General features: G+C 38.1%; 17 protein-coding genes. 13 read left to right on the forward strand and 4 right to left on the reverse strand.

Features of this window, described 5'->3' with window-relative positions:
• Positions 1-116: 116 nt before the first annotated feature.
• Positions 117-575 carry a hypothetical protein gene (locus PQ578_RS06620; RefSeq protein ID WP_273832693.1) on the forward strand — a complete coding sequence of 153 codons (459 nt, stop codon included), beginning with the start codon at positions 117-119 and terminating at the stop codon, positions 573-575.
• Positions 576-616: 41 nt separating this feature from the next.
• Here the strand turns inward: PQ578_RS06620 and PQ578_RS06625 are convergent, their stop codons facing one another.
• Positions 617-760, reverse strand: coding sequence for a sporulation histidine kinase inhibitor Sda (locus PQ578_RS06625; RefSeq protein WP_098444325.1), 144 nt, complete (start codon positions 758-760; stop codon positions 617-619).
• A 354-nt stretch (positions 761-1,114) separates the two neighbouring features.
• Between PQ578_RS06625 and PQ578_RS06630 the strand changes: the two genes are divergently transcribed.
• From PQ578_RS06630 to PQ578_RS06665, 8 genes are read left to right on the forward strand one after another with little or no spacing between them, the layout of a single operon-like run.
• A complete protein-coding gene (locus PQ578_RS06630; RefSeq protein WP_224883875.1) occupies positions 1,115-1,630 on the forward strand; it encodes a YqeG family HAD IIIA-type phosphatase in 516 nt (171 codons plus the stop codon).
• Positions 1,631-1,632: 2 nt separating this feature from the next.
• The gene (gene yqeH, locus PQ578_RS06635) at positions 1,633-2,742 is read left to right on the forward strand and encodes a ribosome biogenesis GTPase YqeH (protein ID WP_273832694.1); all 1,110 of its coding nucleotides are present in this window, start codon (positions 1,633-1,635) and stop codon (positions 2,740-2,742) included.
• Between the two features lie 10 nt (positions 2,743-2,752).
• Positions 2,753-3,598 carry a shikimate dehydrogenase gene (gene aroE / locus PQ578_RS06640; protein ID WP_273832695.1) on the forward strand — a complete coding sequence of 282 codons (846 nt, stop codon included), beginning with the start codon at positions 2,753-2,755 and terminating at the stop codon, positions 3,596-3,598.
• Entirely contained in the window at positions 3,592-3,882 is a 291-nt protein-coding gene (gene yhbY / locus PQ578_RS06645; protein ID WP_273832696.1) for a ribosome assembly RNA-binding protein YhbY, read from the forward strand. Before aroE ends, yhbY begins: the two co-directional genes overlap by 7 nt.
• A 17-nt stretch (positions 3,883-3,899) precedes the next feature.
• Positions 3,900-4,472 (forward strand): nicotinate-nucleotide adenylyltransferase, encoded by a 573-nt coding sequence (locus tag PQ578_RS06650; RefSeq protein WP_273832697.1) that lies wholly within the window; start codon positions 3,900-3,902, stop codon positions 4,470-4,472.
• The gene (gene yqeK / locus PQ578_RS06655) at positions 4,459-5,025 is read left to right on the forward strand and encodes a bis(5'-nucleosyl)-tetraphosphatase (symmetrical) YqeK (RefSeq protein WP_273832698.1); all 567 of its coding nucleotides are present in this window, start codon (positions 4,459-4,461) and stop codon (positions 5,023-5,025) included. Before PQ578_RS06650 ends, yqeK begins: the two co-directional genes overlap by 14 nt.
• Positions 5,026-5,045: 20 nt before the next feature.
• On the forward strand, positions 5,046-5,399 hold the full coding sequence (gene rsfS / locus PQ578_RS06660; RefSeq protein ID WP_098444318.1) for a ribosome silencing factor: 354 nt from the start codon (positions 5,046-5,048) through the stop codon (positions 5,397-5,399).
• Position 5,400: 1 nt separating this feature from the next.
• Positions 5,401-6,129 carry a class I SAM-dependent DNA methyltransferase gene (locus PQ578_RS06665; RefSeq protein ID WP_273832699.1) on the forward strand — a complete coding sequence of 243 codons (729 nt, stop codon included), beginning with the start codon at positions 5,401-5,403 and terminating at the stop codon, positions 6,127-6,129.
• 88 nt (positions 6,130-6,217) lie between these two features.
• On the opposite strand, the gene comER is transcribed toward PQ578_RS06665, so the two are convergent.
• Entirely contained in the window at positions 6,218-7,054 is an 837-nt protein-coding gene (gene comER, locus PQ578_RS06670) for a late competence protein ComER (RefSeq protein WP_098444316.1), read from the reverse strand.
• Between the two features lie 101 nt (positions 7,055-7,155).
• Here comER and PQ578_RS06675 point away from each other — a divergent pair, with 101 nt between their 5' ends.
• The 3 genes from PQ578_RS06675 (at position 7,156) to PQ578_RS06685 (ending at position 10,679) form a co-directional block, all read left to right on the forward strand.
• The gene (locus tag PQ578_RS06675; protein ID WP_273832700.1) at positions 7,156-7,767 is read left to right on the forward strand and encodes a helix-hairpin-helix domain-containing protein; all 612 of its coding nucleotides are present in this window, start codon (positions 7,156-7,158) and stop codon (positions 7,765-7,767) included.
• A 63-nt stretch (positions 7,768-7,830) separates the two neighbouring features.
• Positions 7,831-8,394, forward strand: a complete 564-nt coding sequence (locus PQ578_RS06680) for a ComE operon protein 2 (protein WP_159783316.1) — start codon at positions 7,831-7,833, stop codon at positions 8,392-8,394.
• Positions 8,394-10,679 (forward strand): DNA internalization-related competence protein ComEC/Rec2, encoded by a 2,286-nt coding sequence (locus tag PQ578_RS06685; RefSeq protein ID WP_273832701.1) that lies wholly within the window; start codon positions 8,394-8,396, stop codon positions 10,677-10,679. The genes PQ578_RS06680 and PQ578_RS06685 overlap by 1 nt, the downstream gene beginning before the upstream one ends.
• Before the next feature lie 19 nt (positions 10,680-10,698).
• On the opposite strand, the gene PQ578_RS06690 is transcribed toward PQ578_RS06685, so the two are convergent.
• Complete coding sequence (locus tag PQ578_RS06690) at positions 10,699-10,830, reverse strand: YqzM family protein (protein WP_098444313.1); 132 nt, start codon at positions 10,828-10,830, stop codon at positions 10,699-10,701.
• 402 nt (positions 10,831-11,232) lie between these two features.
• Here PQ578_RS06690 and holA point away from each other — a divergent pair, with 402 nt between their 5' ends.
• Entirely contained in the window at positions 11,233-12,255 is a 1,023-nt protein-coding gene (gene holA, locus PQ578_RS06695) for a DNA polymerase III subunit delta (protein ID WP_273832702.1), read from the forward strand.
• 46 nt (positions 12,256-12,301) lie between these two features.
• Here the strand turns inward: holA and rpsT are convergent, their stop codons facing one another.
• A complete protein-coding gene (gene rpsT / locus PQ578_RS06700; protein WP_098444311.1) occupies positions 12,302-12,568 on the reverse strand; it encodes a 30S ribosomal protein S20 in 267 nt (88 codons plus the stop codon).
• Positions 12,569-12,591 lie beyond the last annotated feature (23 nt).

Below are 12,591 nucleotides of genomic sequence, written 5' to 3' on the forward strand. Positions count from 1 at the left end.
TAACTCAATTGTAATCAAAAACCGACACATTTATCAACTTTTCATGTTTGAAAATGCAACTTTCCCGTATAAGTTTTCCAAACAACGCCGATTCTATTTGCGAAAGGAGGATACACATGATAAAATCCATTTCTATTCTTTTTCCCATCGTGATTTTATTAACTGCCTGTCAAAGTGTATATAAAAGTGAGGATCAATCACCGTACGCACCACGAGAGTATTTTAGAGCAATTGAAGTTGAACCACTTGGAGCAGCGTTAATGAAAGAACATAGTCCGAACAGTTCGATAGAAACGATTCAAAGAATGTTGAAAGACGAGTCAGCTATAAATGATGTTATTATTCTTTCTCGTGGTAATCAAACGGTTGTAGCATTAAAACCTTTTGCATATAAGCGAAGAGATGTTGATTCTTTATTATCTAAGTATCATGATTTACTAAAGGCAGAAGGGGTAGCAGCTGTCTTTTTAACAGAACCTAATCATTATAGAAGCGCTAAGAAGATGAAACAAGAAAACGATGTTAGCAATGAAGAGTGGGAAGCCACGTGGGGAAGTTATTTTGAAGGAAAATAAACAAAAGGCCAACCCTGGTATGAGATCAAGGTTGGCGAATGTTATACCCCAAGCATAGAAACTTGTTTATCGAGTCTGCGTCTTTGTATTTCACGTTGAATAAGGTGAATAAATTCACTACTAAGTTTAAGTTCCTTTGCCTTATAAAAGGATTCAATCAACAAGTCATCCGATAACTTTTCCATGATTACGCACCTCCAAAATAAGGTTCTATTCTCCGATTATTCCGCATAGTTTGTATGTGGATCTTTTATTTGCAGTTAGCTTACCATGGAAAGATTCATAGAACAACCGTTCCGTTATCCACAGTTAAAAGTGGATAATTTGTGGGTATAGTGTTTATATCTTACTTATTTTCAATGGCTTAATGGTTTGTATATGTTAATAATGTTATCCACATTTTTTGGAAATGACGCTATTTGTCGAAAAATTTTGATATCATTTGTTTTTTTCCGTTAGATTCGTTTGTAAGTTAATAGTTGTGCGTGATGAAAATATTGATACAATAGGGATGTCACTAATACTAGGAGTGTTGCAATTTGCTAAATAAATTTTTGCCAAATGAACATGTGCAAGACATCTTTCAAATAAGCCCGGAGCTACTAAAAGAACGTGGTGTGAAAGGTATTATCACTGATCTTGATAACACTCTTGTTGAGTGGGATCGAGCAGATGCTACGCCTGAATTATTAAAATGGTTTCAACAAATGAGTGACGAAGGTATTCTCGTTACCATCGTTTCAAATAATAATAAGACAAGAGTGGAGAAATTCGCTTCCCCTGCGGAGGTGCCCTTTATATATGAAGCTAGGAAGCCAATGACAAAGGCATTCCGTAAAGCTTTAAATGACATGAAGCTGAAAGCCGAAGATACTGTTGTCATCGGAGATCAGATCTTTACAGATGTAGTTGGAGGAAATCGAATGGGACTTCATACCATTCTAGTTGTTCCTGTAGCTAAAACTGATGGGTTCTTTACGAAATTTAATAGAAGAATGGAAAGTGTGTTCCTTGCTTATATGAAGCGTAAAGGGAAGATAAATTGGGAGGAATAGGTTTGGAAAATGAACAAATCGTTTGTGCTGGATGTGGCATACACATTCAAACAGAAGATAAAAACGCATTAGGCTATGCGCCGCCTTCTGCGCTTAAACGTGATGTGATTATCTGTCAGCGCTGTTTTCGTTTGAAGCATTATAATGAAATTCAAGACGTTTCGTTAACCGATGATGATTTCTTAAAGATTCTAAATGAAATTAGTCAGACGGATGCTCTTATTGTCAAAATTGTTGATATTTTTGATTTTAACGGGAGCTGGTTACCAGGTATTCAAAGATTCGCGGGTGGAAATCCCGTATTACTAGTTGGAAACAAGGTGGACCTTCTGCCTAAATCTGTGAACAGAGCAAAGTTAGTGAAATGGATGCAAACAAGTTCAAAAGAAAATGGACTAAAGCCAGCAGATGTGATGTTAATGAGTGCAGATAAAGGCGATGGTGTAATGGACGTTGCTGCTGAAATTGATCGTTTAAGGGATGGAAGAGACGTTTATATTATTGGCTGTACGAATGTAGGAAAATCAACATTTGTAAACCGACTGATCCACGAGTTTGGTGGCGATGAAGAACAAATGATCACAACAAGTCAGTTCCCAGGGACTACGCTTGATTTGATTGATATTCCACTTGATGATGGCAATACCTTATATGACACTCCAGGAATTATTAATCATCATCAGATGGCTCATTTCGTAAATGCTGAAGAATTAAAGTTAATTAGCCCTAAAAAAGAGATAAAACCAAAGGTATTCCAATTAAATGAAGGGCAGACCCTTTTCTTTGGAGGACTTTCACGTCTTGACTTTGTGGAAGGTGGAAGGCAGTCCTTTATTTGTCATGTGTCGAACGATCTCTATATTCACCGTACGAAGATTGAGAAAGCTGATGAGCTCTACCGAGACCACCTTGGAGAACTTCTGTATCCACCTGGTGATCAAACGAAAAAAGAGCTTCCTTCTTTAATTGGACATGAGCTTCGAATAAAAGAAGAAAAAATGGATATTGTTTTTTCAGGACTTGGATGGGTTACCGTATCTGGAAAAGGTACAACTGTTAAAGCCTATGCTCCTGAAGGCGTCGGCGTCTCAATCAGAAAATCACTAATTTAGGAGGCAGTTAATGGGGAAACTATATGGACTTATTGGTCATCCTGTTGGACACTCGATGTCACCACTTATGCATAATGGTGAATTTAAAGCGCTTGGTTTGTCACATCACTATCAAGCATTTGATCTTTCACCTGAACAGTTAGAGGATGGCGTAGAGGCTATGAAGATGCTTGATATTCAGGGATTCAACGTGACCATTCCTCATAAAGTCGCCATTATCCCATTACTAGATGAGGTGGAGCAAGAAGCCCTGGATATCGGTGCTGTTAATACAGTTTACAAGCGTGATGGTAAATATATTGGCACAAACACAGATGGAAAAGGTTACTTACTCTCTTTACTTACTCTAATGAAAGTAAAGGATCTTAAGAACAAAAGAGTCCTTGTGATTGGAGCAGGTGGGGCCGCACGAGCCGTAGCTGTTAGTATTTCTAGGGCTGGTGTGCTTTCCTTAACGATCGCAAACCGTACCCTTGAGAAGGCGGAAAATCTAACAAGTGTATGTCATGCCTATACAACAGCAAATGCCACAACACTGCAAGAAGCAGAAATGATGCTATCTCACTTTGATATTATTATTAACACAACATCAATAGGGATGAGCCCACATCTTGATCGGATGCCTTTATCATTAGAGGATTTGAATAAGGGAACAGTGGTAAGTGATCTTATTTATAATCCACTTGAAACAAAATGGATGCGACTTTCAAAACAAAAAGGTGCTGTCACAGATAATGGAATTTCTATGTTTGTTGAACAGGGGGCTCTAGCTTTTGAAAAATGGACAGGGGAAACGCCCGATCGAGAAAGAATGAGAAATGCGGTTTTAAAAGAGTTAGGAGGATATTCATGTTAACAGGTAAACAAAAACGTTTTTTACGCGCAAAAGCAAATCGTCTCAACCCTATTTTTCAAGTAGGAAAAGGTGGCGTTAATGAAAATATGACGAAGCAAATTGAGGAAGCTTTAGAGGCTAGAGAGCTTATTAAAGTAAGTATTCTTCAAAATTGTGAAGAAGATCGTAATAGTGTAGGAGAGCAATTGGCCACTGAAACTGGAGCGGAACTTGTTCAAATTATCGGAAATATGATTGTACTGTATAAAGAATCAGAAGAGAATAAAGAAATTATTCTTCCATAATGACTGAAGAAAAAAAGTTGAGAGTCGGCTTACTTGGAGGGACATTTGACCCTCCTCATCTTGGACATTTAACGATTGCACAGGGAGTACTCGAGACATGTAAACTTGATGAAATCTGGTTTATGCCGAGCCATCGTCCCCCACATAAAAACGGTAGTGCTATTACTGATAATCATCAAAGGATGAAGATGACTCAGTTAGCGATTGATGGAAATCCTCATTTTAAGCTTTCTTTAATTGAGTTTGAACGTAATGATCGCTCTTATACGATTGATACCATTGAAATATTGAAAGAAAATTATCCAGATATCGATTTTTATTTTATTATTGGTGGAGACATGATTGAGGATTTACCGAACTGGCATCGAATAGATGAATTGTCTCGTATGATTAAGTTCATTGGGGTTAATCGTCCGGGTTATCATCCGGATAAAGAACAGTACCATGTTTCGCTCATAGATGTTCCACAAATTGATGTCTCATCAAGTGAATTAAGAAGAAATTTACATGACAAAAAGAGTGGAAGGTATTTACTTCCCGAATCCGTCCGAACTTTTATTGCAGAGGAGGGATTATATGAATCGAACTGAAGCGTTAAAGCTTGTTAAGCCTCATTTAACAGAACATCGCTATGTTCATACGATTGGGGTAACGGATACTGCGGTTGATATAGCTGAAAAATATGGAGCAGATCCACAAAGGACCGAGCTAGCAGCTATTTTTCATGATTATGCCAAGTTTCGACCTAAAGAAGAAATGCGTCAAATTATTATTGATCAATCGTTTAATGAAGATTTGCTCGAGTACTCATCCGAACTCTGGCACGCTCCAGTCGGAGCTTATTTAGTGCGCTATGAGATTGGCATCAATGACGAAGAGATTCTAAACGCAATCAAATACCATACTTCTGGACGTCCTAATATGACGTTAATGGAGAAGTGTGTGTTTATTGCTGATTACATTGAACCGGGCAGATCATTTCCTGGTGTAGATGAGGTTAGAGAAGTTGTCCAAAAAGATCTTGATCAAGCTATTGCGTTGTCTCTCAGGAATACTGTGCAGTTTTTAATGAAAAAGAATCAGCCTATTTATCCGGCGACATTCTTAACATATAACAGCATTGTAAAGTCGTTTAACACCTGAGAAGAAATGGAGGAAACTAAATGAATGAGAAGCAAATGATTAGCCTGGCTGCCAAAGCAGCTGACGATAAAAGAGCAGAAGATATCGTTGCACTTAATATGAATGGAGTTTCATTAATTGCGGACTACTTTTTAATATGTCACGGTAATTCAGAAAAACAAGTTCAAGCAATCGCTAAAGAAATTAAAGATCAGGCATTAGAACAAGGGATGGATATAAAGAGACTGGAAGGATATGATCAGGCACGCTGGGTTCTTGTTGACTTAGGCAGCGTTATTGTTCATATTTTTCATAAAGATGAACGCCATTATTATAACCTTGAGAAGCTTTGGGGAGATGCGCCACATTTACCACTTGAGGAAATTCTAGCGTAATATGCAATCATATGAACGCTTTTCTTATGTTTACGATCGTTTAATGGAAGAAGCTCCGTATGGTGAATGGGTGGATCTTGTCAAAAAGGAAGTAGCAACTGGAAAAGTTCTCGATCTTGGCTCAGGAACAGGAGAATGTTCCATTAATCTTGCTCAAGTTGGTTTCGATGTTACAGCTGTGGACCTTTCTGAGCATATGCTCTCTGTAGCTCAGGATAAAGCTATTCGTGAAAAGCTTCCAATCAAGTTTCTACTGCAGGATATGCGAGAGCTTGAAACGGGCGAATTGTATGATGTTGTTACAATTTTTTGTGATTCGTTGAACTATGTGACAGACAGAGAAGGTGTGAAAGCAACCTTATCAAACGTATATCAACACCTGAAACAGGGTGGTGTATTATTATTTGATGTTCACTCTCTTTATAAAGTACAAAGCCTTTTTGTTGATAACACCTTTGCAAGTAGTGAAGATGATATATCTTATATATGGAATAGTTTTGCTGGAGCAGAAGAAGGCGCGGTTGAGCATGAGCTTAGCTTCTTTGTTGAAAATGAAGAAGGACTTTATGAACGGTTTGATGAAATTCATTACCAAAGAACGTTTGCAATTGATGAATATCTAGCCTGGCTAAGAGAAGTAGGCTTTGAAAATATTTCAGTGACATCTGATTTTACAAATTTAGAACCAACACCGTCATCCGAGCGTTTATTTTTTAGAGCTGTTAAATAGTAAAAAGAGTGATTTCGATTGAAATCACTCTTTTTATCTTTTATTGAAGGGATTTTCCTTTTCGTAGCGAATTCACTTATACACCTCGCTATTTCTGCTTCGACTCTTCCTTAAATTGCACTTTAATTCCTTCGCGATCTTCCTTAAACTTTCTATGAGTGCTCTGAATCAAATGATGAAACATCTCTCCGGTTTCTGCTTCAAGAACCTTTAATCCCTCTCCTGTAACGCCACCTTTGACGGTTACCTTTCGCTGTAAAGTTTCTAAAGAAAAATAATCTTTTTCAAGTAGCTTCCCCATACCAATGAGCATTTCTGTGGCAAGGATCGTAGCTTGCTCATTTGATATGTTTGTTTCTGTCACTGCTCCTTCAATAAATTGTTGAATCAAATAACTTAGAAAAGCTGGGCCACAACTTACAATATCAGAAGAAACCCTTGTGATATCCTCGTCTGTTTCAATCGGGGTAGAAATTTGTGACATCAGATAAAGCAGCTTTACTTTGTTTGCTTCAGAACAACGACTTCCGAAAGTAACAAGTGATGCGCCACTAAGAGCTCTGTTTGTAATACTTGGAATGGCTCTAGCTACGTCACAAGTAACGAATGATTCAATCTCACTTACCTTAATTGGGCTTGTGATGGAAACGATTAACTGCTGTTGTTTTAAATTAGACCGTATCTTTTTGAATAGCGGAAAATATTCATGAGGTTTGACACAAATAAAGATCATATCAGACTTTTTAACCACTTCATCTGCACTTTTGACAACATTTAGTGAAGGATATTGCTGTTTAAGTTTCGAAGCCTTTTCACTTGAACGATTTACAATTGTGAGATGGGAAGGTATTACGGCGCAAGAATCAATAAAGGAAGATACAAGAATCGTCCCCATATTGCCGGTACCTATGACACCGATTTTCAATAAACTCCCCCTCCTTCCATACTCATTTCTCCTACAACATATGTAAGAAAGTCTCATTATATGTTTAAGAACATGAAACATTCGAAAGGTATGAATGCCCAATGAAGTATCTGAAAGCGTTTAATACAAGGGAGAAAGTTCTTCTTAGTATCATTTTGCTAGCAGTTGGAATGGCTGTATTCTTTTATTACGATTTACCTAAATGCGAGGAAGAGCAGTTTGTGTTTGAAGAAGAAGTAGAGGAGGGGGTAGAAGACAAAGAAGTTCCTCTGTCTGCTCAAGAAAGTGAGGTAACGATTGTGCTCGTAGATGTAAAGGGGGCCGTGGTCACACCAGGTGTGTACGAAGTTAGTGCGAATGGTCGTGTGAAAGATGTTATTCAGAAAGCTGGTGGGTTTCTTGAAGAAGCAGATCAAGCTCAGCTGAACCTTGCTACCAAAGTGATCGATGAGATGATGATTTACGTTCCTTTAAAAGGGGAAACCACAGTGGCTGCTGGAAGTGTGACTGCCGAGACAGGACTTATTTCCATCAATACGGCCGATCTTATTGAGCTTCAAGAACTTCCTGGTATTGGACCAGCAAAAGCAGAAGCAATTATTCAATATCGGGAAGAAAATGGTCCTTTCAGTGCTAGTGAGGATTTACAAAATATTAGTGGAATAGGAGAAAAAACGTTTGAAAAGTTAAAGGACCTAATAACAGTTCAATGAGTCATTGACTAGTAGGATTATTTCGATCAAACTAATAGAAGATAAAAAATTGGGGGGAAATCCATGGAACGTATTTCGTGGGATCAGTATTTTATGGCCCAAAGCCATTTACTTGCTCTTAGAAGCACATGTACTCGTTTAACGGTTGGCGCCACAATTGTAAGAGATAAAAGGATGATTGCAGGTGGTTACAATGGATCTGTATCAGGTGGCGTTCATTGTATTGACGAAGGGTGTTATGTAATTGACAATCATTGTGTTCGAACGATTCATGCTGAGATGAATGCCATTATTCAATGCGCTAAATTTGGTGTGCAAACAACCGGAGCTGAAATTTACGTCACTCATTTTCCTTGTATTAACTGCTGTAAAGCGATTATACAGGCAGGAATTAAAACAGTGATTTATGCAGAAAATTATAAAAACCACCCTTATGCGGTTGAGCTATTTGAAGATGCTGGCGTAACAGTCAGACAAGTTGAACTAGAAGAGATGATTCTTGATACGAATAGTCAAGAAAAGCTTAATTTAACTGCGGATTTATTGGACAAACTTTCAGCCTCAGGTCTTGATGCAAATGAAGTAAGGCCATTATATGAGAAAGCTTCCAAACTATACGGTATGTAATGAAAGGAAACCTGTGGGTGCTAGCGCTTTCTTCGATACTTGGTGTGTTCAGTGTTGATTCCTACTATGCCGTTTCTGTGAGTAGTATTTTGTTGATATGGTTATGGAAAGGTAAGAGAGGGCTACTGTTGTTAGCTACTCTTACCTTCCTATTATCTTTTAGTTACACAGTTTTCATAAATAGTACAAATATCACCTCTTTAAAAGAAGGTGAAGTAGCCTTAAATGGGAAGATCTCTTCGCTGCCTCAAGTTGATGGTGATTCTCTTTCTTTTGAAGCTTCCACAATGAATGAGAATGTAAAGGTACAGTATTATTTATCATCAGAAGTGGAAAAGAATGATTTGAAAAATTTAAAAGTAGGTCACTTGTGTCGTTTATCAGGGACGCTGAAACCCCCATCACCCCTAAGAATCCCCTCTCTTTTTAATTACGAACGTTACCTTTATCATAAAAAAATTCACTGGATTTATGAACTAAATGAAAAACCAACTTGTTTACCACTTTCCAAGTCACTGATCGTAAAGATTAAACAATACCGGCAGAAAGTTGTATCTGATATTACAGTTGTTTTTCCTATTCAACTTCAAGGGCTAGCGGCATCGTTACTTGTTGGCGATCGCAGTCTATTACCCCCTGATGTCACTGATGCTTATCAAGAATTAGGTTTGAGTCATGTTCTTGCTGTATCGGGTTTGCACGTTGGCGTTATAGGAGGTTTGTTTTTTTGGCTAATGATACGAATTGGTGTGACAAGAGAAAAAGCGTATAGTACGCTTTTCATTTTTTTTCCTTTTTACCTTGTTTTCACAGGTGGTGCACCATCGGTCGTTAGAGCGTCTTTAATGGCTATGACAGTTGTTTTTAGTTTGCGGTTTCAGTTAAAGCTTAATCCTCTTGATGGAATTGCGGCAGCTTGTCTAATAACACTAGTTGTAAATCCTTATTATGCTTATCATATTGGATTTCAACTTTCTTTTCTTATTGCTTTTGCTTTAATCGTTTCCTCTCATACAATCTTGAAGCGTTATCAACATCCCTTCACCCAACTTCTTGCTTTATCAATTCTCTCTCAAGTCATTTCTTTTCCTCTTGTTATTTATCACTTTCATCAAATTTCATTTATCAGTTTAGGATTGAACCTCATATATGTTCCATTTATTTCAATCATCGTTTTACCAGCTTTATTGCTTCTCTTCCTGTTACAAACGCTTTCTGTATCCTTTCTTTTTACGGTGTTGTCTGAACTACTTGCTACGCTCATTGCGTCCATTCATCGTTTGTTTTTGTTTCTCTCTGAGTTAAACATGAATGTGGTTTTCGGAGCGATTTCAGAAGGTATGCTAATCATTTCTTTAGGAATTTGCTTTTTCGTCGTTCTGTTATGGGAGCGAGGGTCACTTATGAAAGCTAGTGTAATCTGGTCGCTTTATTGCGGTGGACTGTACATAGCCCCTTATCTCAACCCAAATGGAGAGGTGACATTCATCGATGTTGGACAGGGGGATAGTATTTTGATCATGCTTCCATTTCAACAGCAGGTTATTTTGATTGATACAGGAGGAAAACCGAGTTTTGGCAAAGAAGAGATGTGGCGACAAAGAGAATCAACATTTGACATAGGGGGTGATGTTGTTCTACCATTTTTGAAGTCGAAAGGTATTCGTGAGCTTGATTTATTGCTGCTTACTCATGGTGATTTTGATCATGTGGGTGGAGCGAAAGAGATTTTAGAAGGCATCTCTATAAAAAGATTGTTACTTGATCAAGGTATTGAACAAACGGAAGTCGAAGCGAATATAATACAAATCGCACGCACAAAAAGTGTTCCTGTATCAAACGCAAAAGTAGGACAATCGTGGAGCGTAGGGAAGGCGAATTTCACTGTTGTTCAGGCGTTACAGACGAAGGAAGAGAACGATGGGAGTATCGTTTTGCATGCAAGCGTTGGCGGATATAGCTGGCTTTTAATGGGTGATGTGGAAGCGGAGGGAGAACATCAACTTCTTGCTGGTGGCTCCCTTCCAAAAATTGACGTGGTAAAAGTAGGCCATCATGGTAGCGCTACTTCTAGCTCATCAGAGTTCATTGACCGTGTCACTCCCGATATTGCGATCATATCAGTTGGGGAAGATAACCGGTATGGTCATCCTGATGAAGATGTATTAGAACGCTATCAAGAGCACGGTGTCTCTATTCTTCGAACCGACCTAAATGGCACAATCCGATACACATATCGATCGAATAAAAAAGGAAGTTGGTCCGTGATGTTAAATGGAAAATAGACTGCCTAGGGCAGTCTATTTAGCCAATTGCTTTAATAATTACAGCCGTGAAGAAAATGATGGAAAAGAATAAAAATGGTACAACGAAGCCAACAGCTGATTGAACAGCGTCATTATCCTTAGCTTGAACATCTTTTTCGAACTCGTTCATTTGCCTTCCCTCCTGCTTTCCCCATAGTATTCACTGTTCACTACTAATGTAGTCTTTATGTAGGGGATTTCCTAAAAAGGTACATTTCAATCAATATTGTATCATGTATTCCACTTTATGTCTTTAATCTTCAGTAACTGACACTGTTTTAATGAAAGGAATTTATTCGAAAGAATCACTCCCTTTCCTGTAAAGAGTTGTCACCCATACTTTAAGTTTGCATAGGATATCCTATCTACTACACACCGAACATCGTTGCTTCATGAGAGTCCTAGGCCTTATGAAGGAGCGTTTACTATAAATGGGAGGCTGGTTATAGCAGCCGGCTTCCCTTTTCTACTTGCCAACATCGTTTTGACGGATTAGGATAGAAATGGACGAATAAAAACGAGGTGTACATAGATGTCCATTTCAGACTTAAAAAAGAAAATTAAACAAAACAAGTTAGATCCACTCTATCTCTTATCGGGTACAGAAACGTTCTTGGTTGATGAATTACAAAAAATGATTATTAATCAGGCGCTCCCAGAAGAAGAGAAAGAATTTGGACTTGCTTATTATGATCTAAACGAAACACCTGTACAAGCTGCAGTAGAAGATGCTGAAACGCTGCCGTTTTTAGGGGAGAAGCGTGTCATTATATTAAAGAATCCATTGTTTTTAACAGCTGCTAAGGATAAGAGCAAAGTAGAGCATGATTTGGACTCACTTCAGCGGTATGCTGAAAACCCATCTCCTTTTACGATTCTTATTATTGAAGCTCCTTATGAAAAGCTGGATGAGCGGAAAAAATTGGTGAAAACCATTAAGAAAGCAGGAACATTTGTTAAAGCCGAGGCGTTACAAGAAAATCATTTGGGTGACTGGCTTCAGCAACGCGCAAAGCAACATGGTGTTTCTCTTGATCAGGAAGGCGAAGAGAGGCTTGTTCAGTTAACAGGTAGTCACTTGATGTTGCTGCAACAGGAAATAGATAAAATGGCACTATACGTTGGAGAAGGTGGCATTGTCAATGCGGAAGTTGTTGATCTTCTCGTTGCAAGAACATTAGAAAATGATATTTTTGCGTTAATTGATCGTATCGTAAGGAAAGACTTAAACAAAGCATTTCGTATTTTATATGATTTACTTAAAATCAATGAAGAACCCATTAAAATTCTTTCGTTAATTGGCAGACAGTTTCGGATTATTTATCAGGTTAGTGAGCTTTCGAAGAGAGGGTATGGTCAGAAGCAAATGGCCTCAACTCTTAAATTGCATCCTTATGCAGTGAAAATTGCACAACAACAAAGTCGAAGTTTTGAAGAAGAAAAACTACGCTTCATTTTGGATCAAATTGCTGAATCGGATTATGAGATGAAAACAGGTAAGATGGATAAAAAACTGATTCTTGAATTGTTAGTTACTAAAATTAAAAATGCATAAAAAAAGCTGTTGGGATATCCCAACAGCTTTTAACGTTTTTAAGGAATTACGCTGAAATCTCGTTGTACATTTTAGTTAGACGAGATTTTTTTCGTGCTACTGTGTTTCTGTGAATGATTCCTTTGTCAGCAGCTTTGTCGATGCGCTTAGAAGCTTGGTTAAGAGCTGTTTTCGCAGCTTCAACGTCTTTAGCTTCAACTTTAGCTTCAAAAGTCTTGATTGCAGAACGCATTTCAGATTTGAAAGCAATGTTATTAGCGCGACGATCAGATTGAGTTCTAACGCGTTTAACCGCAGATTTAATATTTGGCATACCTTTCACCTCCTTGCAAGGCT

Source organism: Guptibacillus sedimenti, from assembly GCF_028610665.1.
In the GTDB taxonomy this organism is placed as follows: domain Bacteria; phylum Bacillota; class Bacilli; order Bacillales; family Guptibacillaceae; genus Guptibacillus; species Guptibacillus sedimenti.

Coding starts and splice junctions, on each gene's coding strand:
- PQ578_RS06675 (WP_273832700.1), top strand. CDS start 7,156: ATGAAGTATCTGAAAGCGTTTAATACAAGGGAGAAAGTTCTTCTTAGT.
- PQ578_RS06685 (WP_273832701.1), top strand. CDS start 8,394: ATGAAAGGAAACCTGTGGGTGCTAGCGCTTTCTTCGATACTTGGTGTG.
- PQ578_RS06625 (WP_098444325.1), bottom strand. CDS start 760: ATGGAAAAGTTATCGGATGACTTGTTGATTGAATCCTTTTATAAGGCA.
- yqeK (WP_273832698.1), top strand. CDS start 4,459: ATGAATCGAACTGAAGCGTTAAAGCTTGTTAAGCCTCATTTAACAGAA.
- PQ578_RS06665 (WP_273832699.1), top strand. CDS start 5,401: ATGCAATCATATGAACGCTTTTCTTATGTTTACGATCGTTTAATGGAA.
- rpsT (WP_098444311.1), bottom strand. CDS start 12,568: ATGCCAAATATTAAATCTGCGGTTAAACGCGTTAGAACTCAATCTGAT.
- PQ578_RS06690 (WP_098444313.1), bottom strand. CDS start 10,830: ATGAACGAGTTCGAAAAAGATGTTCAAGCTAAGGATAATGACGCTGTT.
- aroE (WP_273832695.1), top strand. CDS start 2,753: ATGGGGAAACTATATGGACTTATTGGTCATCCTGTTGGACACTCGATG.
- PQ578_RS06680 (WP_159783316.1), top strand. CDS start 7,831: ATGGAACGTATTTCGTGGGATCAGTATTTTATGGCCCAAAGCCATTTA.
- holA (WP_273832702.1), top strand. CDS start 11,233: ATGTCCATTTCAGACTTAAAAAAGAAAATTAAACAAAACAAGTTAGAT.
- PQ578_RS06620 (WP_273832693.1), top strand. CDS start 117: ATGATAAAATCCATTTCTATTCTTTTTCCCATCGTGATTTTATTAACT.
- rsfS (WP_098444318.1), top strand. CDS start 5,046: ATGAATGAGAAGCAAATGATTAGCCTGGCTGCCAAAGCAGCTGACGAT.
- yhbY (WP_273832696.1), top strand. CDS start 3,592: ATGTTAACAGGTAAACAAAAACGTTTTTTACGCGCAAAAGCAAATCGT.